The organism is Acinetobacter sp. AM, from assembly GCF_003105055.1.
GTDB lineage: Bacteria > Pseudomonadota > Gammaproteobacteria > Pseudomonadales > Moraxellaceae > Acinetobacter > Acinetobacter tibetensis.
In genome coordinates, this window is sequence record NZ_QETG01000037.1 from 1 (window position 1) to 26223 (window position 26223).

A 26223-nucleotide genomic window follows, 5' to 3' on the forward strand; every position below is an offset into this window, starting at 1 on the left:
AGAAGTATTAAAATGGTGCCCGGGGCCGGACTCGAACCGGCACGCTTTGAGGGCGGGGGATTTTAAATCCCCTGTGTCTACCTATTTCACCACCCGGGCGTTTTAACAAGATTGGAGGCGGAGGTCGGAATCGAACCGGCGTACACGGAGTTGCAGTCCGCTGCATGACCACTCTGCCACCCCGCCATGTCTTGTTGATGCACATATTAGCAACCTTTAAAAAAATTACAATACTTTAAATAGCGCATATGCACATAAAATCAGCATGTAGAATAAAATTGCCTAAATAATCATGTATTATTTGCAAAATTGATTCATATCTACCTTGGAGATGTGCTGTGGCATTAGTTTTAGATGGTCGTGCATTGGCGAAACAAATTGAAACTGACTTGTTAACCCGTGTTGAAGCGTTGAAAGCAAAATCAGGTCGTACCCCAATTTTGGCAACGATTTTGGTCGGTGACGATGGTGCATCAGCGACTTATGTACGTATGAAGGGAAATGCCTGCCGTCGTGTAGGTATGGATTCATTAAAAGTTGAACTTCCAAAGGAAACTACGACTGAACAATTATTGGCTGAAATTGAAAAATTAAATGCAAATCCTGATGTTCATGGGATTTTGTTACAGCATCCAGTGCCTGAGCAAATTGATGAGCGTGCATGTTTTGATGCAATCTCTCTTGCCAAAGATGTGGATGGCGTGACTTGCCTTGGCTTTGGTCGTATGGCAATGGGTGAAGCGGCGTATGGTTCTGCAACACCAGCGGGAATTATGACCATTCTAAAAGAAAACAACATTGAAATTGCAGGTAAGCATGCCGTAGTGGTTGGTCGTTCTGCAATTTTAGGTAAACCTATGGCTGCAATGCTATTGGAAGCAAATGCAACAGTAACGATTTGCCATTCACGTACCCAAAACCTTGCTGAGTTTGTTAAACAAGCCGATATTATTGTGGGTGCGGTAGGTAAAGCTGAGCTGATTCAAAAAGACTGGATTAAGCAAGGCGCTGTTGTGGTTGATGCGGGCTTCCATCCACGTGATGGCGGTGGTGTAGGTGATATTCAATTGGTAGGGATTGAAGAGATTGCATCTGCTTATACGCCTGTTCCAGGTGGTGTAGGTCCAATGACCATTACCACTTTAATTCGTCAAACAGTTGAAGCGGCAGAGAAAGCATTAGGCTAATACTTTAAGTATGCTTCTAAAAAGCTGTATAGCATAAAACTATACAGCTTTTTTTATGAGGTAGATTTCATTAAGGAGAATTTTAGGCTTAGTCGAAAAATCTTATGTTCAAGCCACTTTGATTGATTGCATAGGTTTACTAAGCGGATTATTACTTTTCAGTCATGCGAAGCTAGATTATGATCGCCTGATCTGTGGATTCTAACGACAGCGATGGCAGTATTTAAATTGCTGTTTCTATACGATTCGCTGTTTCTGAACGATGCATATTTTGCATAGCATTAAAGGTTTATAAATTTAATGAGCTGTACTTTTCAAATGGCGAAAGCACCACAACATTTATTGGATGCATTGCATGAGGTCATTCCTCAGGCGGAGCTATTGGCGCAACAGTTGCCAGAAACTCCTATTGCTTTGTGGCTCATTCCACCAGTATTTCCATCAGATCGTTTAGATGATGAGGTGATTCGCCGCATTTGGAATGAAACCCCATACTGGATTTTTTGCTGGGCTTCAGGGCTGGCAATGGCACAATGGTTATTGGCAGAGCCACATCATGTGAAAGATAAAATAGTCCTCGATTTTGGTGCAGGTTCAGGTGTGGTCGCGATTGCTGCCAAAATGGCAGGCGCGAAACGCGTGATTTGCTGTGATATCGATTCCATTAGCTTGGCTGCCTGTAAAGAAAATGCAGCGCTAAATCAGGTCGAATTGGAATATTTAGATGATTTATATCAAGCTGAACAAGTCGATGTACTGTTGGCGGCAGATGTGTTGTATGACCAATGTAACCGTTTTTTCCTCGATGAGTTTTTAAAATTCGCACCTGAAGTTTGGGTGGCAGACAGTCGAGTGAAAAATTTTAGTCATCCAAAATATATGAAAATTGATGAGCGCAGTGCCACAACTTGGCCTGATTTGGATGAAGCAAAAGAGTTTCGCAATGTGAGCTTTTATAAGACGCTATAACGCATAGCATCTTATAAGACTTTGATTTTATGAGCAGCTATAACGCACAATACGCAAAGTACTTGGACGCGCTTCTAAAGCCTGACGTGTTGCATAGTCTTCACTATTATGCAGATCTGGCGTGTTGCTTAGACCAATCGAGGTACGTGAGTTGCCAATTTGGCGACCATAACGATCAGATGCCATCGCAGCAGGGTTGGCAACTTCATTCACGCTGAGAATTTGTAATTTAAAGGTTTTATTTGTACCTAAAACTTTCTGGCAAGCACGTTGTAGTTTTTTGGCATCTAAATCCTGATTTTGACGACCAGCTAAGGTATAAGCGAGGGTTACTGAGTCCGCTGTTTGGCTTTCTACACGGTAACCAACTTGACCATTATACTGTTGAGGAGTGCTTTGGCAGGCTGCAAGACCTAAAGCGATAAAACCGAGCCCTAAAAATTGAAACGTTTTTTTCATGGTGGAAGTTCCGTGTTTTATTCTTGGGCACAGTATGCCATAAGCCTGTGAAAATAACGATGTGGTTCAAAGTAAAACGACCTACCTGTAACAAAATAAAGGTAGGTCGTCAGTGTTTATTTTCAGCGTTTAATGGTCTGTGATCAGACTATGTTTTTTAGTGTCCTTCATAAAGACGTAGGTGATGAGTGAGAGACCAATCATGAAGGTAATATAGTAGAAGAAGTAGCTTTCATGTCCTGCATTTTTAAAACTTAAAGCGATCAATTCTGCGGTACCACCGAAGATGGTATTGGCAATCGCATAAGGTAGTGCGACCCCCAAGGCACGGATATGGGGTGGAAATAATTCTGCTTTTACGACTGCGTTAATTGCGGTATATCCAGTAACAATAACCATCCCGCTCATACACAGCCAGAATGCAGTGGTTGCATCAGTGGTCGTTCCTAGACGATTGAAAATTGGTACTGTAAAGAGTACGCCACAAATACCGAAAGCGATCATAATTGGTTTACGCCCAATTTTATCGGACAAGGCGCCTACCGCAGGTTGAATCAGCATAAAAATAAAGATGGCTGCTGTGGTAATTTCAGTGGCAGTACTTTTGTCAAAACCAGAAGTATTCACCAAGTATTTTTGTAGATAGGTGGTAAAGGTATTGAATGCGAGTGTGCCGCCCGCAGTCAGCATAATGACAGTAAAAGCTGCTTTGGGGTGTTTGGTAAATAACTCGATTGCCCCTGATTTTGGGCCACCTTGTTTGGCTTGTTCTTGCGCTTCTTTTGAAGATTGGGTTTCAACCAGTCCACGACGAATCCAAAACACAACAATGGCTAACATGGCACCAATCAGGAAGGGAATACGCCATCCCCAAGCATGTAGTGCGTCTTCAGAAAGCGTATGTTGCAGAATAATCAGTACGCACAGAGCGATAAGCTGCCCTGAGATTAAAGTCACATACTGAAAACTAGAGAAAAATCCGCGATGGTTTTTTCCTGCCATTTCGGTAAGATAAGTCGCACTCGAACCATATTCTCCACCGACACTGAGCCCTTGTAATAGACGCGCAAACAATAAAATTGCAGGTGCTAACATTCCCGCAGCATCATAAGTAGGTGCGCAGGCAATCATCAGTGAGCCAACACACATCAAAGATACGGATAGGGTTAAACCTGCTTTACGCCCCTTGCGATCCGCATAAATGCCCATAATCCAAGCGCCAATAGGGCGCATTAAAAAGCCTAAGGCAAATACGGCTGCGGCCTGTAATAGCTTGACGGTTTCATTGCCTTCTGGAAAGAAAACAGGCGCAAAATAAAGTGTGAAGGCTGCATAAACGTACCAATCGTACCACTCTACAAGGTTACCAGCGGAACCCCCTAAAATAGATTTAAAACGTGTTTTTCGATCAAATGGCGTGTGTGCAATTTGTGGAGATGAGTTTGACACAAGAAATTCCAAAGCTGTGGCAAAACACATTCTTTTAAATTCTTCAGAAAGGGAGAGAAAAATCTAAAAACATGTATTTTGAAAAAGAGGGTATATGTTACTTTTCACATAATCTTTTATACGCCGATGCGAATGAATCTGCATTAGACATTCGTCGCACTTAAGTCCATGTTTTCCGATGAATCGTATAAATGTTGGACAGATGTTGAGTCTGGAAGATGGCTAAGCTTGAAAAAACTTTTGAGATAAAATAATTCAATTTAACCGTCTTGGTTGGACAATTAATCTATAGTGATTTGGGTTTTCTGTTAGGATTGAGTAGAGAATTATTAAACAAAATAAAAGTTGCTTGAAGCACGCAAAATAAGAGGAGCCTCAATATGGATCAACATCATATCTATGACATGGTCGTCATTGGCGGCGGAATCAACGGTGTAGGTATTGCTGCCGATGCCGCAGGGCGTGGGTTATCTGTTTTGTTGTGTGAAAAGGATGATTTGGCCAGCCATACTTCATCCGCCAGCAGTAAATTGATTCACGGTGGTTTACGTTATTTAGAGCATAAAGAGTTTCGTCTGGTACGAGAAGCTTTGGCTGAGCGTGAAGTCCTCATGGCGAAAGCGCCACATCTGATTCGTGCCATGCGCTTTATTATGCCGCATCGCCCACATTTACGGCCTGCATGGCTGATTCGTACGGGCTTATTTTTCTATGATCATTTAGGTAAGCGGGAAAAGTTAGCAGGTTCAAATTTGGTTGATTTTGATCCTAAAACCAGTCTATTTAAACCTGAAATCGTCAAAGGATTTGAGTATTCGGATTGTGCTGTGGATGATGCACGTCTTGTCGTTGCGAATGCAATTCAAGCCCATGAAAATGGCGCGAGTATACAAACACGCACGCGCTGTATCACTGCACAGGCAGAGCAAAATGTGTGGACGGTACAATTACAAAATACACAAGGGACTTTCGCTGTTCGTGCCAAAGTACTGGTGAATGCCGCAGGGCCATGGGTCACCGAATTTATACAGCAAGATTTAAAAATGCAGGCGGCTTATAGCATTCGATTGATTCAAGGTAGCCATATTATTGTGCCTAAAATTTATGCAGGAGATAAGGCTTTTATTCTGCAAAATGATGATCAGCGGATTGTTTTTGCTATTCCGTATTTAGATGAATACACCTTGATTGGGACTACGGATCAGCGCTATTTGGGCAATCCGGATCAAGTAGACATTACAGAAAGTGAAATTGATTATTTGTTGCAGATCATGAATGCACATTTCCAGCAACAATTAACGCGCCAAGACATTATTTCGACTTATTCGGGTGTCCGTCCATTGTGCGATGATGAGTCTGATAATCCATCTGCTATGACGCGTGATTATACCTTGGTATTGACTCAACAGCAGCATGCGCCATTGCTTTCAGTTTATGGGGGCAAGCTTACAACTTATCGTAAACTGGCTGAATCTGCCATGCATCAGCTCAAACCATTTTTTAGCAAATTAAAACCAGACTGGACGGCCAAAGCCTTGTTACCAGGTGCAGAAAACTTTTTTAATGCTGAGCATCTGGTCAAAGAGCTAGAGCAATATTTACCAGATGTGCCGAAGTCTTTGGTCGAGCGTTGGGTACATAGCTACGGTTCTCGAGTATGGCGGATGCTTGGAAGTTGTGAGCATGTTTCTGCGTTAGGACAGTGTTTTGGTCATGATTTATATCAGCAGGAGGTGGATTATTTGGTTGCGAATGAATGGGCGGTGAGTAGTGAAGATATTTTAAAGCGCCGTAGCAAACTGTATTTAAAATTTGACCCAGACCAGATTGCTCGATTGGACGAGTATTTACTTGCTTTACATAAACGTCGTGCACAAGAAATAGCTGCGTAGTCATAATTTTGAGTAAGTACGAATTATTTTTTAATTCTAATCGGCGTTAGATTTTTGATTAAAAAAAAGCCGCGTATGCGGCTTTTTGGTCTTTAGATTTCGATACCGCCAAGTTGTTTGCAGTTTACAGGCGTATTCCATTTAACGGCTGTACCCCAAACCACTGGGCGTACAATACGCCAAGGCCAAAAACCAAATCTTTGGCTTGCATTGTAGTTAATAACCACATTACCACCGACTTGATGCGCACGCTCAGCGAAGCGAGGGTAGAGCTCTTCTACGCTACCATAAGTCCCTTTCGCAACTTTAATCCGCTTCTTAATCTGAAATTGATTGGAGTCGGGTGTACCTTTAATCGCGCAAACATGCAGAGCAGGTTGTTCTGTTGTTTCGGTGTTGGCTAGAGCAAGATTGGATAAAGCAAATGAGCAAGTCAAAAGTGCGAGTGTTTTTAGCATGAATTTCCCCTTAGATACTTCTTTTTGATTATAAAGTTTATGAAAAATAGGTTGAAAAAAGACCGCTAGCGCGGTCTTTAATCTTAAATTTTTTTAAGCATTTAAGCAGATTGCTTAACCGCTTCTAAAAGTTCGTTTTGACGAGCTTTAAGTGCAGCCGGTAAACGGTCACCTAATTGATTGAACAATTCAGTGTGGCTTTCAATTTCTTTGATCCATTGCTCTTTGTCTTGAGAAGTAATCAGGTCAAATTGAGCTTGAGTAAAGTCAGAACCAGTCCAGTTTAACTGTTCGTAAGTTGGCACACGACCAATTGGAGTTTCAACTGCATCAGCACGGCCTTCACAACGATCAATGATCCATTCAAGCACACGCATGTTTTGACCAAAACCAGGCCATACGAAGTTGCCTTCAGCATCACGACGGAACCAGTTTACATTATAGATACCAGGAAGTTTGTTACCCGCAGCTTTCGCTTTCGCTTCAACTTCTGCACCCATTTCTAACCAATGAGAGAAGTAGTCTGCCATGTTGTAGCCCGCGAACGGAAGCATAGCAAATGGATCACGACGAACAACACCTTGTTGACCAACAGCGGCAGCAGTTGTTTCAGAACCCATTGTTGCAGCTTTGTACACGCCATCTACCCAGTCAAATGCTTCTGAGATTAATGGAACGGTGTCCGCACGGCGACCACCAAAGATGAACGCAGAAATTGGAACACCCGCTGGATTTTCCCAGTCAGCGTCAATAGAAGGACATTGACCAGCAGCCACGGTGAAGCGCGCATTTGGATGAGCTGCTTTTTCAGTACCTGTATGTGGTTGACCTTTCCAGTTGGTAAGGTTTGCAGGCGCTTCTTTAGAAAGACCTTCCCACCAAACTTCGCCATTGTCAGTTACAGCAACGTTGGTATAGATGACGTCTTTGTGAAGCGTCGCCATACAGTTCGGGTTAGTCTTGGTATTTGTACCAGGCGCAACACCGAAGAAACCAGCTTCAGGGTTAATTGCATATAAGCGACCATCTTCACCTGGTTTAATCCAAGCAATATCGTCACCTACGGTTTCAATTTTCCAGCCTTCGTAGCCTGCTGGTGGAATAAGCATCGCAAAGTTTGTTTTACCACAAGCAGAAGGGAATGCCGCTGCGATGTAGTGTTTTTCACCTTGAGGATTAGTCACGCCAAGGATTAGCATGTGTTCAGCTAACCAGCCTTGTTCACGACCCATTGCAGATGCGATACGGAGTGCCAAGCATTTTTTACCCAATAATGCATTGCCGCCGTAACCAGAACCGTATGACCAAATTTCACGAGTTTCTGGATAATGAACGATGTATTTTTCAGGGTTGCAAGGCCATACAACATCTTTTTGTCCTTCTGCAAGTGGCGCACCTACAGTGTGGATACAAGGAATGTACTCGCCATCAGTACCAAGAACGTCATAAACGGCTTTACCCATACGTGCCATTTTAGACATGCTTACCGCAACGTAAGGTGAGTCTGTTAATTCAATACCAATGTGCGCAATGTGGCTGCCCAAAGGACCCATAGAGAAAGGAACAACGTACATTGTACGACCTTCCATTGCACCGTCAAATAAACCATTTAAACGAGTGCGCATTTCTGCAGGAGCTTCCCAGTTGTTTGTCGCACCAGCATCTTCTTCTTTTTCAGAACAGATATATGTACGACCTTCAACACGCGCAACGTCAGAAGGGTCAGAATTTGCAAGATAAGAACCAGGGTGTTTTTCTTGGTTTAAAGCTTGCATAGTGCCGTTAGCGATCATCAAGTCGATAAGACGTTGATATTCTTCTTCGCTGCCGTCACACCATTCAATCTTTGCTGGTTTGGTTAATTTCGCAATTTCTTCAACCCATGCAATAAGCTTAGGGTGACGAACGAATTCTGGTGCGTTCACTTGGGTCATGGTGAGGCCTATCTTAAAAGTGTACAAATTTTGTACAAAGTCCAATCTAAGTAATCAGGTTACCTAGATGAAAGTAAAAAAAAGTGGCAGTATTAAAGCACAAAATGATGAAAAAAATAAGACACCCGTATCTACTTGTAGGTATTGATAATTTGTATTGTATTTTTAATTTTATCTTATAAATCATTATGTTGTGATTTATATTTTGAGACTTTATTTGTATTTATTTTTTTTATGGGAATTATTTATTTAAATTATGTTCTTTTTATACAATAGCTTATGTGTATTTTTTTTATGAGAGCTATTATTGATTAAATGAATGGTGGTAATTTGAATTTTGCATAAGAGCATTGTTAATTGGTGATAAATTGGACAAAATTAGAGCAAATACTTCATAGAAGTGAATTTGCGGGATGAATTTAAAACCCCTTTCCATTATTTACAATGCACGCTCTGGTTTTCATGCCAGTAATAAAGAACAAGTCTATGAGCAATTACTGACATATTTTACAGAGCAAGGCTTTGAGATTCAGGCTTTTGAGCTTGGTGAAAAAAACGATTTTCCTGCCTTGATGCAATCAATTATACAGCGCCATCATTCTTCCAGTGAAATGGGGGTGATTGTTTCAGCAGGCGGAGATGGAACTTTAAATGCGGTTGCCAAAGCCTTACTCGGGACCCATATCCCTTTAGGTATTTTACCCTTAGGCACATTTAATTATGTTGCCCGTGTTTTGAATATTCCACTTGAAATTATGCAAGCGGCTGAAGTGATTGCTACGGGGCAGATACGCTCCATTCATGTGGCTAAAATTAATGATCAAATTTACTTAAATAATGCCAGTTTGGGTTTATATCCTTTATTTATTCAACGTCGTGAACTCTATAATGCCAAGTTTGGGCGTTTTCCTTTACATGCTTACACTTCGGGTTTGGATGTGTTGATTCGAGATCGTAAAGAGTTGAAATTGGAGGTGGAAGTGGATGGTAAAACCTATCCTGTAAAAACCCCCTTAATCTTTTTTGGTAATAATCAACTACAGTTAGCGGAAATGAAATTACGTATTGCTAAATGCGCAGAGCGGGGGCAAGTTGCAGGTCTAGTCGTGGCAAAAAGCGATAAATTAACTTTATTTCGGATGTTATTACAGTTAATCCGTGGTGAGCTAGAAAAAGCACCTGATGTTTATAGTTTTGCCGCAGACGATGTCAAAGTCTTTTCGCAACGTGAAAAATTAACGGTTGCACTGGATGGTGAAATTGTAGAAATGCGCCCTCCACTGCATATCACCGTACAAAAAAATGCAGTTAATATGATGGTGCCGTATGCTGCTGCATCTGTCTGATCTGCATTTTGGTACTGAGCGACCTGAATGTCTGACTGCGATTCAGCGGTTTTGTCGTGAACAACAGCCCGAACTGGTGGTAGTGAGCGGGGATTTAACCCAACGTGCGCGCTATAGAGAATTTTTTCACTGTAAACAGTTCCTCGACAGCCTAAATTGCCCTTACTTGGTGGTGCCAGGTAACCATGATATTCCGCTGTACCATGTTTGGGATCGTATTTTTAATCCCTTTACGCGCTACCAATTGTTTTTTGGTAATATGGAAATGACCTTGGAAACTGAGCACTTTTATGTGATTGGGGTCAATAGTATCCGCCGTCGTTACCATACGCGCGGACATATTTCTTTAGAGCAAATTCAACTGATTGATCAAATATTACAGCGTGCACCAGAGCACAAAATAAAAATTATTGCAGCACATCAGCCTTTTTATGCATCGCCAGAAGATCCGCATGACATTAAAGATTGTCCTGTACTTGGACGTATGGCATTAGAAGTTTGGAGTAAAAGTGGTTTAAAGGCACTGCTGCATGGTCATTTGCATCAGTCAGCGGTATTCGATTTAAATTACTTATACCATTTAAATGTTGGGCATCCTGTGTTGGATATTCATGCAGGAACAGCAACGTCTTATCGTTTACACCATGCTTTAAGCAATAGTTTTAATGTGATTGATGCACAAGCAGATGTGCGACATTATCAATTTAGCCTTCAACATTTAGAGTTTGAATTGGTATAAATTGCTGAATTAAGCAACGAATCATTCGTATTGCCTAAAAAAAATACAAAAAAGATGCTTTTTTTTTAAAGCAGCCCTTGAAGCGTTCTTTTCCATCCCCACAAAAGTGTCATCTAAATTCATTTTGATGATGACCAAAGGAATAAATAAGTCGTCATCAGTCATCTTAATAGACTTAGTCTGATGGAGTTATTTATGAGCAACATTCGTCCATTACATGACCGTGTAGTTATTCGTCGTGTTGAAGAAGAAACGAAAACCGCTGGCGGTATTTTATTGCCAGGTTCTGCAGCAGAAAAACCAGCACAAGGTGAAATTATTGCTGTAGGTAATGGTCAAATCACGGACAACGGTATTCGCGCTTTAGATGTAAAAGTTGGCGACAAAGTATTGTTCGGTACTTATGCAGGTACAACTGTAAAAGTACAAGGTGAAGAACTTCTTATCATGAAAGAGTCTGACATTTTAGCTGTATTAGAAGGCTAATTCTGTCCTTACTCGTTCAATCTCAGATTAGTAAAGATTAAAAAATTTCGGAGTCTATAAATGTCAGCTAAAGACGTAAAATTTGGTGATTCAGCACGCTCTAAAATGATTGCAGGCGTAAACGTGCTTGCAGATGCTGTAAAAGTAACTTTAGGTCCTAAAGGCCGTAATGTTGTGATTGACCGTTCTTTCGGTGCACCGCACATCACTAAAGATGGTGTAACAGTTGCGAAAGAAATTTCTCTTAAAGATAAATTTGAGAACATGGGCGCTCAATTGGTTCGTGAAGTGTCTTCTAAAACCAATGACATCGCGGGTGACGGTACAACAACAGCAACTGTACTTGCTCAAGCAATTTTAAATGAAGGGATCAAGTCTGTAACTGCGGGTATGAACCCAATGGACTTGAAACGTGGTATCGACCTTGCAGTGAAAGCATTGGTTGCTGAAATTAAAGCAACGGCAAAACCTGCGTCTGATACTAAAGCAATTGAACAAGTGGGTTCAATCTCTGCAAACTCTGACGAAACTGTAGGTAAACTCATTGCACAAGCAATGGAACGCGTGGGTAAAGAAGGCGTAATTACCGTTGAAGAAGGTTCAGGCTTTGAAGATGCTTTGGACGTTGTTGAAGGTATGCAGTTTGACCGTGGTTATATCAGCCCGTACTTTGCAAACAAACAAGATACATTAACGGCTGAACTTGAAAATCCGTTCATTTTGCTTGTTGACAAAAAAATCAGCAACATCCGTGAACTAATTACTGTATTAGAAGCAGTAGCTAAAACAGGCAAACCACTTTTAATCATCGCTGAAGATGTTGAAGGTGAAGCGTTAGCAACACTTGTTGTGAACAACATGCGCGGCATTATTAAAGTATGTGCAGTGAAAGCGCCTGGCTTTGGTGACCGCCGTAAAGCAATGCTTCAAGACATCGCAATCTTAACGGGTGCGACAGTGATTTCTGAAGAAGTAGGCATGTCTTTAGAGCAAGCTTCTCTTCAAGATTTAGGTACTGCACACAAAATCACAGTTTCTAAAGAAAACACTGTGATTGTGGATGGTGCTGGTGATGCTGCTCAAATCGCTGAGCGTGTTCAACAAATCCGTGCACAAATTGAAGAATCTACGTCTGAATATGACAAAGAAAAACTTCAAGAACGCGTTGCTAAATTAGCTGGCGGTGTAGCTGTAATCAAAATTGGTGCAGCAACTGAAGTTGAAATGAAAGAGAAGAAAGACCGTGTTGACGATGCATTACATGCAACTCGTGCTGCGGTTGAAGAAGGTGTAGTTGCTGGTGGTGGTGTTGCACTCGTACGTGCTGCTGCTGCGCTTGATGGCTTAAACGGTGCGAATGATGACCAAAACGTGGGTATCAACATTCTTCGTCGTGCGATTGAAGCGCCACTTCGTCAAATCGTTGCAAATGCGGGTGATGAGCCTTCAGTTGTTATCAACGCGGTGAAAAATGGCGAAGGTAACTTTGGTTATAACGCTGCAACTTCTGAGTATGGCGACATGCTAGAAATGGGTATTCTTGACCCAGCGAAAGTAACGCGTTCTGCACTTGAGCATGCTGCATCTGTTGCTGGCCTAATGCTCACAACTGAGTGCATGATCACTGATATTCCAGAAGACAAGCCTGCAATGCCTGATATGGGCGGCATGGGTGGTATGGGCGGAATGATGTAATCATTACCCCAGATTCACAGATCTAAAAAATCCCCACTTGATGTGGGGATTTTTTATTTTTATCGGTATAATTGAGTTAGAAAAAGATTCGAAAATAATAAAGTAATAAAAAACAAAATATTAAAGTAATGTATGGGTTAGTTTTTTGCGTCTGGGGAGAAGGATATGGAGCAAGAACATGTAATGATCGAAATGATTTATGAAGCAACCATGGATCCTACATTGTGGCAGCAGGTTCTCATTCGACTGGTTGAATATACAGGCAGTCAAAGTGCAATTTTTACCGCGATCGATCAGCTCAATCCCAAATTTAATTTTACCTTTACCCATAACATTTCTGAGGCAACTTTAGCAGCCTATCATGATGAAAAAATTCAAATGATAGATATGCAATTACATGCCCCGATCTTGAAACAACAAGGCTTGGGAGAGCCTGTAGTTTTGGACTGGAGTGCCTACGCACAGCGTCAAGGGCAAGCTGAATATAGCTTTTATGAAAAATGTGTAGCACCTTCAGGCATAGGTTCGGCACAAGGCATTCTACTAGAAACAGGACAATATCGCTGGGCAGTATTGGGTATTCATCGAGCAGCGACGGTTCCAATATATCAACAACAAGAAACTGAACTGTTAAAAAGATTAAGTAAGCATTTCCGTCGCGCACTGCAAATTCATCGTCAGTTAAGTTTGGTACAGCAGGAAAATCTAGATCTATATAAACTTTTTGATGCTTTAAAAACGGGAGTGATTTTACTGGATGAAAATGCCTGTTTACTGTATGCCAATACGCAAGCACAAAGGATTTTAGAGACATGTCAAGAACTCAGCTTAGACCATTTTAATCGTTTAAATGCTGTAACTCCTTATCATGCACAATTAGAACAATATCTTGCCAGTGCACGCTTTCAGGATTCATCACCAACCCATCATCAAGGTATTCATGCAGGTGGAGTTTTGGCAATTCAGTCTGCTCAAAAATCACAAGTTTTGATGGTCAGTGTCGTGCCTTTTTCAAGTGTTTGGCAGAACCTGCCGAATCAACAGCAAATAGAACAGAAAGTAGCGGTATTTTTAACTGAGCCAGATAAGCACTATCAACTTGCGGGTGATTTTTTAAAGCAGCATTATCAGCTTTCACAGCGCGAGGTCGAAATTTGTCAACTATTTGTCGATGGATACAATCTTGAAGCTATTGCAAAGGAATGTACACTGACACTCAGTTCGGTACGCACATATATGAAATATATTTTTGCCAAAACGGAGTGTTCAACTCAAGTCGAATTATTTCGCTTATTGGTAGGTTTAAGTTTGGATTTTGAACATATTCCTTAATTGTACTTTAACCCCATAAAATCAGTGTCCAAGTGATGGCAATAATACTCAAAGCAACAAATTGTGCAGCACTACCCATATCTTTAGCATTTTTAGACAAGGGGTGACGTTCTAAAGAAACGCGATCGACAATTGCTTCTAAGGCCGAATTGAAAAGCTCGACAATGATTGCCAACAAACAAACGGCTATAAGAATAGCTTGCTCACTACGGCTCACGTTAAGAAAAAAAGTGACTGGAATCAAAATAAGATTGATATAAATAATTTGTCGAAACGCGGCTTCATGTTGAAAAGCAGCTTTAAAACCAGCGATAGAATAGTGGGTTGCATTAAAGATTCGTTTTAAACCAGTTTTACCTTTAAGGGGAGAATATTCGCTCATGATGGATATGATCATTCTAGATAGAGAGGAGAATAGCCCTGATAGATTAAAGTGGGCTTAAAACATACAAATATGTAGGCTTAGTTTAGCATGAATTACGCTCAATCAAATGAGCAAAAAGTTGTCACTTGGCTTGGGATAAAGTGATATTCATCCTCTCTCAGAATTATATTCAAGTCTGCATTGGCTTTAGATATTGAGGAATATATAGTTGATATTGGGTTGATTCTTGATTTGCATGATTGATTGAAATTATCGGGTGGAAGGAATGGATCTTCATCATTTCTACATAATTGAATAATAAATCCGTAACTATGTTAATAATGATTGTGTTTTATGGTTGGGTCATTGAATATCAACATAAATTTGCTAGTTTTTTCTTCCTCCTTTGAATTCTAATTTTTAAGTGGCGCAAACCTATGTTGTCTAAGTTTTTTATACAACGTCCCATTTTTGCGGGTGTACTTGCAATTATTGTGATGGCTTTGGGGCTTTTTGCCGTTCTGAATTTGCCAGTAGAACGTTATCCCGATATTGCGCCACCACGAATTACCGTGAGTGCAAGTTATACAGGTGCATCTGCGGAAACTGTAGAGGAAAGTGTTACGCAAATTTTAGAACAGCAAATCAAAGGGATCGATCACCTTTTATATTTTAGTTCCAGTAGTGATTCTTCTGGGCGTAGCCGAATTAGCATCAGTTTTGAAAATGGCACTGACCCCGATACTGCACAGGTACAAGTACAGAATGCAATTAATGGTGTCGTCAGTCGTTTACCAGAAGATGTACAGCGCCAAGGTGTAAATGTCTATAAATCACTGGGGGATACCCATATGGTGATTGGCTTATATGATGCTTCTGGTCGTAGCGACAATATTGAGTTGTCTGATTATATGATGACGCATTTGGAGCAGGACATTGCCCGTATTGACGGTGTCGGTGAAGTTGATGTATTTGGTTCGCAATATGCGATGCGTATTTGGCTCAATCCTGCAAAATTAAAGCAATATAATTTAATGCCATCCGATATTCGTAGCGCAATTGAAGCACAGAATACTCAAGTGGCAGCGGGCGGTATTGGCGATTTACCCACGGTCGAAAATCAATATCTGAATGCAAAAGTGACTTCGGGATCTCGGCTTAAAACTGTACCTGAATTTGAACAGATTATTGTGAAGTCAAACCGTGATGGTAGTTTTGTCTATTTAAAAGATGTGGCGCGCATTGAGTTAGGTGCAGAAAACTATCAATCCTTTAATACCATTAATGGTTTTGCATCGGCAGGGATGGGGATTTCGTTGTCTTCTGGAGCAAATGCACTTGCGACATCTGCACTGATTAAAGCCGAGGTTGAGCACTTATCCAGTAAATTACCCGCGGGCTATAAAATTGTTTATCCGCGGGATAATACGCCGTTTGTGCAAGAGTCGATTAAGGAAGTTGTCAAAACCCTGTTTGAAGCGGTCACTCTGGTGGTGATTGTGATGTTTCTGTTTTTGCAGAATTGGCGCGCTACTTTAATTCCCACTATTACCGTGCCTGTAGTGATTTTGGGCACGATGGCAATACTCTATGTTTTAGGTATGAGCATTAATACCTTAACCCTATTTGCTTTGGTTTTAGCGATTGGTTTATTGGTAGATGATGCGATTGTGGTGGTCGAAAATGTGGAGCGTCTGATGCACGAACAGCATTTGTCTGCCAAAGATGCCGCCATTGAATCCATGCAGGAAATTAGTGGAGCCTTAATTGGGATTACTTTGGTACTTACCGCAGTCTTTATTCCCATGGCATTTTTTGGCGGATCTACAGGGGTAATTTATCGCCAGTTTTCCATCACTTTAGTGGCTGCGATGGGGCTTTCCTTAATGGTGGCTTTGGTGTTAACGCCAGCCCTGTGTGCTTTAATTTTGCAGCCCAGCAATAAGCAGAAAAAATGGGCGGTGTGGTTCAATCAAAAGTTAGACCAGTTAAAAACACACTATCTTAAACTCGCGCAATTGACCATAAACCATAAACGCATCAGTTTGGTGATATTTACTGCATTAATCGCCGTATTTGCCTTGTTTTATCGTGCTTTGCCCACCAGTTTTATTCCAAGTGAAGATCAGGGCATATTAAGTGTGCAATTTGAGCTGATTAATGGTGCACCGTTGTCTAAAAGTCGTGAAATTGGTGAGGAGATTCGCCAGTATTTTCTGAGTCAAGAAAAAGACAATGTCAATTTGGTGATGGTTCGCTATGGGCGTAATTACTCTGGGACTGGACAGAATTTAGGGCAAGGATTTGTCGCCTTGAAACATTGGGATGAGCGGAGTGGTCAACACAATTCAGCTCAAGCCATACGTGAACGCGCAATGAAATATTTCCGTCAGAATCGTAATGCCAAAATTATGGTGAATATGCCTTCATCTGTGAGTGGGCTGGGTCAGACGGATGGTTTGGAGTTTTGGATTCGAGACATTAACGGCAATGGACGTCAATTCTTAGATGCGGAATTTAAAAAGTTACAAACCGCAGCAGAACACTATAAGAGCTTTGAAAATCTGGATAACAAGGCAAATCCTGATAAAGCTGAGTTACAAGTCAAGATTGATCAAAAACAAGCGATGGCATTAGGTCTATCACAATCCGCCATTAACAGCACTTTATCGGCTGCGTGGGGCGGTTCTTATGTCAATGATTTCATTGATCGTGGGCGGGTTAAACGTGTGATGATGCAGGGGGATGCCGAATATCGATCGAAACCTGAAGATTTGCAGCAATGGTATGTCCGCAATGATACCAATCAGATGGTGTCATTTGCCAGTTTTGCCAACGTAAATTGGGGCGGTGGGCCTGAAGTGGTGAAACGCTTTATGGGCTATACCGCTTTAGAGATGGAAGCAGATACAGCAAAGAATGTCAGTTCGGGTGTCGCCATGGGGGATATTCAGACGTTGGTGGAACAGCAGCCTGATATTAACTTGGCGTGGAGTGGGCTTTCATTTGAAGAACAAAAATCAAGTCATCAGGCTTTATGGCTATATTTGATCTCGATTGGTTTTATCTTTTTATGTTTGGCGGCGCTGTATGAGAGCTGGACTATTCCAACGGCTGTTATGAGTGCTATTCCTTTAGGCATTGGAGGAAATATTCTCTTTAGTTATTTTGTGGGCTTTCCAAATGACATATATTTCCAGATTGCCTTACTCACCACGATTGGTCTGTCATGTAAAAATGCCATTTTGATTGTGGAATTTGCTTCTATGGCGCAAACACGTGGTCTCACGGTCATACAAGCAGCCATGGAGGGGGCGAGTTTACGTTTAAGGCCAATTTTGATGACTTCTTTGGCTTTTGGTGCTGGCGTCATTCCTTTGGTGTTTGCCTTTGGTGCAGGGGCGGCAAGTCGGCAGGAAATAGGCATTAGTGTACTGGGCGGTGTGATTTTCGGGACAGTCTTGGTATTGATTTTTATTCCCTTTATGTACGTGTTGATTCGCTCCATGTTTGGAAAGAAACAACAGCAATTATAGTGCTTCGAACTGTTAATGGTTTTCTATACTTTATAAATCCACCAGCAGGATGAGCCTTAAGAGATTTCTAAAATTTCATGTTGAAAGTGATTCATCTACGGAACCTTTAAATGGCAAAAATTCTTATAAACTGCTGATTTAAGGTTGGCTACTATTCTGCTAGATGAATGGAAAGTAGTTGTTCAATTTTCTGCAAATTTGCATAACCCTTTGTTACGGCATTCGCATGAAAAATGCTTTAAGCTGTAGTGAAATCAACATCATACTGACATGAACATGCCTGAACAGCAGCGAGCTACAAAAAAAACACCGCAAGAAGTCATTCGTTTAGAGCGTGATTTAGCGAAATATGCCAATCTTATGGATTCACTGATTCGAATTCCTTTTACCAAGCAAGGTGTGGGGGCAGATGCCGCTTTAGGCACCATTCCTGTGGCAGGAGATGTCGCAGGTTTTGCATTAACCTGTTATGCGGTGTATAAAGCCAAGCAAATTGGCGTACCACAACATAAATTAAATGTAGTGTATAAACTGGCGGCAATAGACTTAGTGGTCGGATTTATTCCAATAGCAGGAACCCTATTTGATATTTTTATTCGTCCAAGCCGTAAAGCACTCGATGTCGTACATGAGCATATTCGGGAAGAATATCAGATCCGCGATACGACGCATGTCGAACATCCGTATTTACATGAAAAGTTAGAACAAAAGCAGCAGCATTCAGCCTTTTGGCGTCAGCCAGTCATTGCATGGTTATGGCTACATATTCCAGATTTGATTGGTTTGGTGGTGATTGTTTTGCTGCTTGTTGCCTCTTGGTATGGCTTTACTGCCGTATGGTCTTGGTATCAAAACTGGTCTTAAACCTATTGATCTAATAAAAAAGCCTCCATATCGGAGGCTTTTTTGAATCTTTAAACTTATGCGCAGTCTAATTGTTGTAAGGCTGCTACACGTTGTTCAATCGATGGGTGAGTTTGGAATAAGGCAGCTAAGCTGAACCCTTGTTCTTTACCTTCCGTAATTGAGAATGCTTTCATTTCTTTTGGCATTTGGTCAGGAAGTTCTGATTCTGCTTGTAAACGTAATAAGGCAGAAATCATGGCTTGTTTGCCTGCAAGACGTGCACCCGCTTCATCCGCACGGAATTCACGATAGCGTGAAAACCACATCACGATGGCAGACGCCAAAATACCAAATACGATGTCTAAGACAATAGTAATAGCGAAGTAAGCCAATCCTGGAGCTTCTCCGTCTTCACGACCGAATACATTGCGGTCAATGAAATCACCTACAACACGTGCAAAGAACATGACAAAGGCGTTAACGACACCTTGGATCAATGCCAGTGTCACCATATCACCATTGGCAACGTGACCAATTTCATGGGCAAGTACAGCACGCAATTCATCTTTATTCATACGCTCAAGTAAGCCCGTAGAAACGGCTACGAGCGCATCATTTTTATTCCAACCTGTTGCAAATGCATTTGATTGGTAAGATGGGAAAATACCCACTTCTGGCATGTTAATACCAGCACGCTGAGACAATTCCGCAACTGTTTGTAGCAACCAAACCTCTGCTTGGCTACGTGGAGCATTAGGGTCAATAAGTTCAGTGCCAGTTGTTTTTTTCGCCATCCATTTCGACATGAACAGAGACACTAAAGAGCCAACCATACCAAACACGAAACAGACGACTAAAAGGTTGCCTAGATTCAAGCCACCCGCGCCATGATAACTACCGACACCGAAGAGTGACAAAATAATGCCAGCTACAACCAGTACCGCGAGGTTGGTTAGCAAGAACAAACCAATCCGCATCATTGAGAAAATCCTCTTAATATAGAAATATAATCTGATTTATAACTGATAAATCATAAGGATCAATATGCGGTGAATATTGCAAAAATTCAAGAAAAAAACGTGACTGTCGCTAAAAATAACATTTTTCTATTAATAGATTCGTGCAGATGCCGAAGCATGTTCTGTCGAATATGAGCCTGCTCTTGGAGTATCTGTATAACTACCATCCGCTGCGATGATGATCTCACGCTGCCCACTTCTGGACGATGGGTTTGGGATGGACTCTGCCTGTGCAGATTGAGCATTGTTTTGCTTCGCACTGTAATTTACAGATTGGGCAACGATTTTCCCTGAGTTGCTACCATTGCTGATCAGACCACCTGAATACAGATTGCTATAACGACTGCTCACACGGCGTACATAGTCTTGGGTTTCTTTAAATGGGGGGATGCCACCGTACTTTTGCACATTGCCTTCGCCAGCATTATAGCCTGCAAGGGCAAGGCTGGTATTGCCATTAAAGCGTTTCATCAACCACGCAAGGTATTTCGCACCGGCGTTAATGTTTTGTTGCGGGTCGTATGCATTCGAGACATTGAAGCGACGTGCGGTTGCAGGCATCAGTTGCATTAATCCTTGTGCACCCACTGGAGAACGTGCATTGACGTTAAAGCCAGATTCAGTATGCATCACGGCTTTTATTAAACCTTCCGAAATCCCATGGGTTTGGGCAGCTTGGCGAATCATGGCATCAAATGCGTTGCGATTGCGGCTGTAACTGGGCAAAACCGAAGATTCTGAATTACCCCAGTTACTATAACTATGAATATTACTGTCGGGATAATATGTGGCTTTGACTTTAGTTAAAGATTTATCTGAACTTTTACGATTAGTAAGCAGCGTGCCACCGTTACTATCTTTATAGATATAAATTTGCCCAGCGTAAGTCATAGCACTTCCTAGACTGATAGATGCTGTGCTTAATAAATATAATGCTAATGTTCTTACTTTATTGTTCATTTTAATAATTAATAAAATCTTGCCCAAATAAGTCTTAACAAGTTTAGCAAAAAAATACGGCTTAAAAAGCCTTGCCGAATTTTATTTTTCATGACTTCGTAAAAATCAAGCTTAATTGCAGAGTTAATAATCAAAAAAAAATTAATTTATTTTTAATCAGGATTGCTTGACTATGATAAGTCATTGATATTTATTTAAAATAAAATTGATCAAAAAATGATCAATTTAAATAGAAGCCTTAGACTATGGGAAGGATCACCTGTCAAGTGTTTTGAAATCCACAAAGTTATCCACAGCTTTTGTGGACAACTGTGGAAAAGTCCAAAAGATAAGCATTTGGGCGAAAAAATGAACTGCAACGTTCAAATTTACCTTCTAAGCAATACGAAAAAATGACAAGTAGATTCGGTCATGAGAATTTACATTCTTTAGATGCGATTGCTTGGCGAATCATATAAAATTGCGCGGTATTTTCATTTATGGGTTAATCGTGTCTATGTACTCGCCAGTTGAGTCCGAACAAGGGTTTAATTTCAAGCCAGAACTCCCAACCAGCTCTGCCTACTATCGTTTGTTAAAAAAGCTTCGCCGCCAAGTGGGGCATGCTATTCGTGATTTTAAAATGATCGAAGACGGCGATAAGGTCATGGTCTGTATTTCTGGTGGTAAAGACAGTTATACCTTGCTGGACATCTTATTGCAGTTTAAACGTATTGCGCCGATTAACTTTGACGTGGTTGCGGTAAACCTTGACCAAAAGCAACCGGGTTTCCCTGAAGATGTATTACCGCGTTATTTAGAAGAAAATAACATTCCCTACTATATTTTGGAAAAAGACACTTACAGCATTACGAAGCGTTTAACCCCAGAAGGGAAAACCTATTGTGCGGTGTGTTCGCGTTTACGTCGTGGTTCGTTATATGGCTTTGCACAAGAGATTGGTGCAACCAAAGTGGCGCTCGGACATCACCGTGATGATATTTTAGCGACCTTCTTCCTGAACTTGTTCCATGGCGGTAGCTTAAAAGCCATGCCACCAAAATTGTTGTCTACAGATAAAAAGAACATTTTGATTCGTCCACTGGCCTATGTGGAAGAGAAAGACATTATTAAATATGCAGAAATGCGTCAGTTCCCAATTATTCCATGTAACTTATGTGGTTCGCAGGAGAACCTGCAACGCGCTATGTTAAATGACATGTTGCGTACATGGGACAAGGAGCATCCGAAGCGTTTACACAGCATTTTTGGTGCGTTACAGAACGTTTCACCATCCCAATTGGCCGATCGTGAACTGTTTGATTTTGAAGTGCTCGATTCACAACGTGAGTTCGACTTTAAAGGCGAAAGTTGTTCGACTGAAGCTGAACCTGAGAACAAACGTATTAATATGGTGAATCTTGGCTTTGCTGTTGAATAATTTTGTCATTTAAGCCAATACAAAACACCAATCAATGATTGGTGTTTTTTTATGTAGATGATTTTGATCATCTTTGTATAAGAAATATAAAATATGAACGGTACGTACAAAAAACTTTAGGCACAGGTAAGATATACATGCTATAACAATCTCCACGTGTATTTAGCTTCACAATGATGTCGACTGGATAGGCGACACAAAATGAACAAATAAATTTGAGGAAACATCATGCCTGCCTTTTTAACTGATGATTGGTTTTCAACTGTAGAAACTTTGACTGCACAAGCAGGGGACTTAAATTTGCCACCTGCTTTGGCAAATTTAGCCATTAACTTGGTTGTGACAGATACGAGCGGTAATACCGAATTGGCATTAGATGGTGGCAAAATCTTAAAAGGTTTGTCTTCAAATGCCAAAACAACGCTCAATATGGATGCTGATACACTTCGTAAAGTATTCTTAGAGTTTGATATGGCTGCTGCGATGCAAGCATTCATGACAGGTAAAATCAAAGTTCAAGGTGATATGTCACAATTGATGGCGTTGCAAACCGCAAAACCAAGCCAAGAACAAAAGGATTTATTTAAGAAAGTACTTGAGCTTACAGCTTAAGTTTTTCGCAAAAAAAAGCTTACCTATTGGTAAGCTTTTTTTCTGCCTTCAATTCATGACTATTTATATATTCACCAATTGAGGCGTATTTTTGATGTATTCCAAGTAAGAACGAATACGCGTGACATATTGTACTGCTTGGCGATAGCGGCCATTTTGTGCTTTATGGCTATCTAAATAACTATATAGGTTTACCCAGTTATCTGGATCTTTGCCTTGAGCACTAATACGCTTCTGAATCTGATCTACGGCTCCTGGTCCCATGTTATAGGCAACCAATGCATACCAGTTACGATCTGGATAAGGAACTTCCTCAAACTTGCTCAGCATCAGGTCGTAGTACTTTGCACCCCCCTGAATACTTTGCGCAGGATCGGTACGATTACTCACACCCATCGCTTTGGCTGTGCTGTTGGTCAGCATCATAATGCCGCGCACACCTGTGGGCGAAATTGAATCGGGTTTTAAGTACGATTCTTGATAGCCAATAGCCGCTAAGAAATGCCAATCGAGGTCGTATTTCTCAGCAGTGCGCTGGAAACTGGCTTTATAAATCGGCATACGTTTGGTGAGATCACGTTCAATAGAATCCCATGACTCGGCTTGCACGACATTACGATTATAAAAAGAAGCCAATTGGCCAATTGAACCCGTTTGCTTACTTTGACAAACAAAGCCACTGGCTGTTTGAGTCAAGGGGTCATCAGCATGTTTAAATACCCAATTCAATTGAGTATTTAAGCCATTTTTCTGTAGGCTATATAAGTCACCACAGGTGGCTGAAAACGAAGTTAGTTTTTTACTTTCAATTTTTTGAATGCTTGAGGTGGTAATGGCAAAGTTTGCTTTACCTTGATCAACCAATTTTAATGCCGTGGCATCATCAGGAACGGTGGTAAACACCAGTTCAACATTCATACTGTCAGCATAATTACGTGCAAGGTCATAACCAAAGCCATGTAAATACTGCCCATCTTTAAAAACAGTCGATGGATTTTCTACACCAACCACTGTGAGTTTGTTGTTATTAACAACAGCGTCATATTGGTAAGCCTTGCTCGCGTTAATCGTATGAAAAGGAATTAAGGCGGCGGTGAGTGCTAAGGCTTTTAAAGGGAGAGAGAAAGTTAATGAGTTAAGGCTAAGCCTCGACCCAGAAGATGAACTACTGTGCATGTTGTCTCCGCTACAAGTAATTTATGCCCTAAAAATCCAAAGCAAACGAGGCCTTAAACTTTTATAAGTTTGATAAATTCAATAAGGGGTGGGCAGGCATGACGTCATTCAGAATGACATGGGATAAAAGGAAATTATGCAGTAAAAAACCACACAGGTTAAAAAGTACACTAAACAGAAGATGAAGGCATAATAAAGTCGGAAATTTGGATTGTCAAATTTAGTATAAAAAATAGTGAGAAAATGCAGTGTAAGTATATGATTTAATTAATAAATTATTTTTACACCCTTTTATTGTAGTGAAATTGGGCATAAAATAGCTTAAAAATGTATCTGTTTCGTACTTTGAAAAGACAATTTGCAATATGAAATCTAACTTAATTACACGTTCTGGACACGATAAATTGGTGGCCGAATTGCAGCATTTATGGCGTGAAGAACGCCCAGAAATTACCAAAAAAGTGAACTGGGCGGCTAGCCTTGGTGATCGAAGTGAAAATGCGGATTACCAGTACAATAAACAAATTTTAAGAAAGATTGACCGTCGAGTACGTTACCTTGGAAAGCGTTTAGAAGAGTTAAGAATTGTTGATTTTGCTCCAGAGCAAGAGGGCAAAGTTTTTTTTGGAGCATGGGTCGAAATTGAGAACGAACAAGGCGAGCAAAAACAACTGCGCATTGTTGGTGTAGATGAAATTTATGATCATCATCCGCAACATATTTCCATAGATTCACCGATGGCACGGGCATTACTGTCGAAACAAGTGGATGATGAAATTGAAGTAATCACACCATCTGGGAAAAAGACTTGGTATATCAATTCAATCCGCTATGAAAAGCCAGAAATTACCCTTTAATTTAGTTTTTGATTTTATTTTGTGCAATTGAATAGGAAAATATGCAAAAGTATTTGCCAACTTAGAAAAATATTTATATGATAGCCGCCATTGGAAGCGTGGCAGAGCGGTTTAATGCACCGGTCTTGAAAACCGACGAGGGTGTGAGTCCTCCGTGAGTTCGAATCTCACCGCTTCCGCCAAATATTTAAATAAGCCCTTGTTTTTACGAGGGCTTATTTTTTTATCTATAGTTTTATCCCTCAACTTACCCATCATCAAATTTTGGATAGAAAGGCTTTAATTAGGATTGGTTCCAACTATTTTGGAAAAGCCTCAAAATTGTTTAAAGAAGCAGAAGAAACATCTGAGCTAAACTTTAAATGAAAAAAGCCCAATGTTAGATCATAGGATTTTATGTTTGCGAGCTTAAAACAATCAATAAATGATGCAATTAAATTTTGCAGGGATTGTTCGGGCTTCGTAATAGATATCAAAGGATAGAGTAAATTATTAAAAATAACTTTCCATTGCTCTGGGTGAGTTATTCTATAGAGATTCTTACTCAGAACAAGTTGCTGTAAATTTCCATTCGCTAGATCGAGTCTTAAGGTCTGTTGTTCATTGCCATCAAAACAATGTGCCAACTTACGTCGATCCTGAGGTAAAATTAAGCTGTGCTCTGTATCGTGGTCAACCAGCACATTTAAATCATACTCTCTAGATAATGTTCGTTGGATTCGCTATTGGATATAGAACAATTGGTTTTGATTTAACATTGGAAGTTGGCTGGAAAAGGCTGTTTTAAGCTTCACAATTTCCTTTTCAAGTCGACTGAGCTCAAGTTGAGTAAAATTAAATTACCAACCAGTCTCGTGATTTTGCCCTTAGTGTGCTTGCTTGGTAAGTAACTGTCTGACTAGTCTGCCATTTTCAGTGCGTTGTTCCCACATGAGTGTAGTTCGAACAGCGCCGTCACGTTCAGCTTCAGCAGATAAGCGATACCCACGGGTTTCATTCCATAGCATGTTTAAACAGGTTTGGATCTGCTGTTTTGATAGGTGTTGGTTAATGCTTAACACATCAAACCATAGATTTTGATTTATTATGCTCTGAATTTTAGTCAAAGCATGACCTAGCATCGTAAAAACATGCAGGCAGTTCAATTATTAAAAAAAGATGAATACCATTTAAAGCCGCGTAATAAAATAGAGACTTTATTCAGCCTGTTAAAAGGGCAATATCATTTGGTAACGAGTAAAGCTAGAAGCATTGAAGGCTATTGAGCTGGACTTTATGCCTCTTTATGTGCTTACCAATTATGCATCACAATAAGCCAACGATTCGTATTATGGAAATATTGGTTTAAGCAGAATTCGGGTTAATTAAAGTTAGATTATTTTATGTATTAGATCTCTTTCATAACTCATTTTTCATTCAATTCTAAGTTGTAAATTCCAGCAATTAAATTGAATCTTAAACCGAGCCTTTTCCCTCTATTTCGATAG

General features: G+C 40.7%; 23 protein-coding genes, 3 tRNA genes and 1 pseudogene. 15 read left to right on the forward strand and 12 right to left on the reverse strand.

The window, feature by feature from the left end; all coding sequences use genetic code 11:
- Window positions 1-13 precede the first annotated feature (13 nt).
- Both DCO44_RS15370 and DCO44_RS15375 read right to left on the reverse strand, forming a co-directional pair.
- Window positions 14-99 (reverse strand) — tRNA-Leu (locus DCO44_RS15370).
- Window positions 100-112: 13 nt separating this feature from the next.
- Window positions 113-186: transfer RNA gene (locus tag DCO44_RS15375), tRNA-Cys, on the reverse strand.
- Between the two features lie 152 nt (window positions 187-338).
- On the opposite strand from DCO44_RS15375, the gene folD reads away from it, so the two are divergent.
- Window positions 339-1187 (forward strand): bifunctional methylenetetrahydrofolate dehydrogenase/methenyltetrahydrofolate cyclohydrolase FolD, encoded by an 849-nt coding sequence (gene folD / locus DCO44_RS15380; protein ID WP_116763418.1) that lies wholly within the window; start codon window positions 339-341, stop codon window positions 1185-1187.
- A gap of 300 nt (window positions 1188-1487) precedes the next feature.
- Window positions 1488-2156 (forward strand): class I SAM-dependent methyltransferase, encoded by a 669-nt coding sequence (locus DCO44_RS15385; protein WP_116763420.1) that lies wholly within the window; start codon window positions 1488-1490, stop codon window positions 2154-2156.
- A gap of 27 nt (window positions 2157-2183) precedes the next feature.
- Here the strand turns inward: DCO44_RS15385 and DCO44_RS15390 are convergent, their stop codons facing one another.
- Together DCO44_RS15390 and DCO44_RS15395 are read right to left on the reverse strand one after the other, a co-directional pair.
- Entirely contained in the window at window positions 2184-2615 is a 432-nt protein-coding gene (locus DCO44_RS15390; RefSeq protein ID WP_116763422.1) for a hypothetical protein, read from the reverse strand.
- A 129-nt stretch (window positions 2616-2744) separates the two neighbouring features.
- Complete coding sequence (locus DCO44_RS15395) at window positions 2745-4064, reverse strand: MFS transporter (RefSeq protein ID WP_116763461.1); 1320 nt, start codon at window positions 4062-4064, stop codon at window positions 2745-2747.
- 380 nt (window positions 4065-4444) lie between these two features.
- On the opposite strand from DCO44_RS15395, the gene glpD reads away from it, so the two are divergent.
- Window positions 4445-5956 (forward strand): glycerol-3-phosphate dehydrogenase, encoded by a 1512-nt coding sequence (glpD, locus tag DCO44_RS15400; protein ID WP_116763424.1) that lies wholly within the window; start codon window positions 4445-4447, stop codon window positions 5954-5956.
- Window positions 5957-6048: 92 nt separating this feature from the next.
- On the opposite strand, the gene DCO44_RS15405 is transcribed toward glpD, so the two are convergent.
- Together DCO44_RS15405 and DCO44_RS15410 are read right to left on the reverse strand one after the other, a co-directional pair.
- Window positions 6049-6414, reverse strand: a complete 366-nt coding sequence (locus tag DCO44_RS15405) for a hypothetical protein (RefSeq protein ID WP_116763426.1) — start codon at window positions 6412-6414, stop codon at window positions 6049-6051.
- Between the two features lie 101 nt (window positions 6415-6515).
- Window positions 6516-8348: a phosphoenolpyruvate carboxykinase (GTP) gene (locus DCO44_RS15410; protein ID WP_116763428.1), complete on the reverse strand. Its 1833-nt coding sequence runs from the start codon at window positions 8346-8348 to the stop codon at window positions 6516-6518.
- Between the two features lie 413 nt (window positions 8349-8761).
- On the opposite strand from DCO44_RS15410, the gene DCO44_RS15415 reads away from it, so the two are divergent.
- The 5 genes from DCO44_RS15415 to DCO44_RS15435 all read left to right on the forward strand — a co-directional run bounded on the left by DCO44_RS15415 (window position 8762) and on the right by DCO44_RS15435 (window position 13946).
- On the forward strand, window positions 8762-9694 hold the full coding sequence (locus DCO44_RS15415; protein ID WP_116763430.1) for a diacylglycerol/lipid kinase family protein: 933 nt from the start codon (window positions 8762-8764) through the stop codon (window positions 9692-9694).
- A complete protein-coding gene (locus DCO44_RS15420) occupies window positions 9675-10433 on the forward strand; it encodes a metallophosphoesterase family protein (RefSeq protein ID WP_116763432.1) in 759 nt (252 codons plus the stop codon). The genes DCO44_RS15415 and DCO44_RS15420 overlap by 20 nt, the downstream gene beginning before the upstream one ends.
- A 195-nt stretch (window positions 10434-10628) precedes the next feature.
- Window positions 10629-10919, forward strand: coding sequence for a co-chaperone GroES (locus DCO44_RS15425; RefSeq protein ID WP_116763434.1), 291 nt, complete (start codon window positions 10629-10631; stop codon window positions 10917-10919).
- A gap of 60 nt (window positions 10920-10979) precedes the next feature.
- Window positions 10980-12614, forward strand: a complete 1635-nt coding sequence (groL, locus tag DCO44_RS15430; protein WP_116763436.1) for a chaperonin GroEL — start codon at window positions 10980-10982, stop codon at window positions 12612-12614.
- Between the two features lie 165 nt (window positions 12615-12779).
- On the forward strand, window positions 12780-13946 hold the full coding sequence (locus DCO44_RS15435; RefSeq protein WP_116763439.1) for a helix-turn-helix transcriptional regulator: 1167 nt from the start codon (window positions 12780-12782) through the stop codon (window positions 13944-13946).
- Window positions 13947-13953: 7 nt separating this feature from the next.
- On the opposite strand, the gene DCO44_RS15440 is transcribed toward DCO44_RS15435, so the two are convergent.
- Entirely contained in the window at window positions 13954-14328 is a 375-nt protein-coding gene (locus DCO44_RS15440; RefSeq protein ID WP_116763441.1) for a diacylglycerol kinase, read from the reverse strand.
- A 419-nt stretch (window positions 14329-14747) separates the two neighbouring features.
- Here DCO44_RS15440 and DCO44_RS15445 point away from each other — a divergent pair, with 419 nt between their 5' ends.
- Complete coding sequence (locus DCO44_RS15445; protein ID WP_116763443.1) at window positions 14748-17846, forward strand: multidrug efflux RND transporter permease subunit; 3099 nt, start codon at window positions 14748-14750, stop codon at window positions 17844-17846.
- A gap of 276 nt (window positions 17847-18122) precedes the next feature.
- Entirely contained in the window at window positions 18123-18710 is a 588-nt protein-coding gene (locus DCO44_RS15450; RefSeq protein ID WP_116763445.1) for a DUF4112 domain-containing protein, read from the forward strand.
- Between the two features lie 56 nt (window positions 18711-18766).
- Here DCO44_RS15450 and htpX read toward each other — a convergent pair whose 3' ends face one another.
- Together htpX and DCO44_RS15460 are read right to left on the reverse strand one after the other, a co-directional pair.
- A complete protein-coding gene (gene htpX / locus DCO44_RS15455; protein ID WP_116763447.1) occupies window positions 18767-19672 on the reverse strand; it encodes a protease HtpX in 906 nt (301 codons plus the stop codon).
- A gap of 129 nt (window positions 19673-19801) precedes the next feature.
- Window positions 19802-20602: a lytic transglycosylase domain-containing protein gene (locus tag DCO44_RS15460; protein WP_416224532.1), complete on the reverse strand. Its 801-nt coding sequence runs from the start codon at window positions 20600-20602 to the stop codon at window positions 19802-19804.
- Window positions 20603-21167: 565 nt separating this feature from the next.
- On the opposite strand from DCO44_RS15460, the gene ttcA reads away from it, so the two are divergent.
- Both ttcA and DCO44_RS15470 read left to right on the forward strand, forming a co-directional pair.
- A complete protein-coding gene (ttcA, locus tag DCO44_RS15465; protein WP_116763451.1) occupies window positions 21168-22091 on the forward strand; it encodes a tRNA 2-thiocytidine(32) synthetase TtcA in 924 nt (307 codons plus the stop codon).
- A 228-nt stretch (window positions 22092-22319) separates the two neighbouring features.
- Entirely contained in the window at window positions 22320-22703 is a 384-nt protein-coding gene (locus tag DCO44_RS15470) for an SCP2 sterol-binding domain-containing protein (RefSeq protein WP_116763453.1), read from the forward strand.
- A 63-nt stretch (window positions 22704-22766) separates the two neighbouring features.
- Here the strand turns inward: DCO44_RS15470 and DCO44_RS15475 are convergent, their stop codons facing one another.
- Window positions 22767-23879 (reverse strand): transglycosylase SLT domain-containing protein, encoded by a 1113-nt coding sequence (locus DCO44_RS15475; RefSeq protein WP_116763455.1) that lies wholly within the window; start codon window positions 23877-23879, stop codon window positions 22767-22769.
- A 365-nt stretch (window positions 23880-24244) separates the two neighbouring features.
- Between DCO44_RS15475 and greB the strand changes: the two genes are divergently transcribed.
- Window positions 24245-24736 (forward strand): transcription elongation factor GreB, encoded by a 492-nt coding sequence (gene greB, locus DCO44_RS15480; RefSeq protein WP_116763457.1) that lies wholly within the window; start codon window positions 24245-24247, stop codon window positions 24734-24736.
- A 92-nt stretch (window positions 24737-24828) separates the two neighbouring features.
- Window positions 24829-24918 (forward strand) — tRNA-Ser (locus tag DCO44_RS15485).
- 117 nt (window positions 24919-25035) lie between these two features.
- Here DCO44_RS15485 and DCO44_RS15490 read toward each other — a convergent pair.
- Both DCO44_RS15490 and DCO44_RS16700 read right to left on the reverse strand, forming a co-directional pair.
- Window positions 25036-25419, reverse strand: coding sequence for a hypothetical protein (locus DCO44_RS15490; protein WP_116763459.1), 384 nt, complete (start codon window positions 25417-25419; stop codon window positions 25036-25038).
- Window positions 25420-25602: 183 nt separating this feature from the next.
- Entirely contained in the window at window positions 25603-25743 is a 141-nt protein-coding gene (locus DCO44_RS16700; protein WP_165815735.1) for a hypothetical protein, read from the reverse strand.
- 111 nt (window positions 25744-25854) lie between these two features.
- On the opposite strand from DCO44_RS16700, the pseudogene DCO44_RS15495 reads away from it, so the two are divergent.
- Window positions 25855-26084 (forward strand): annotated as a pseudogene (locus DCO44_RS15495) (IS982 family transposase); the annotation flags it as partial.
- Window positions 26085-26223: the final 139 nt, after the last annotated feature.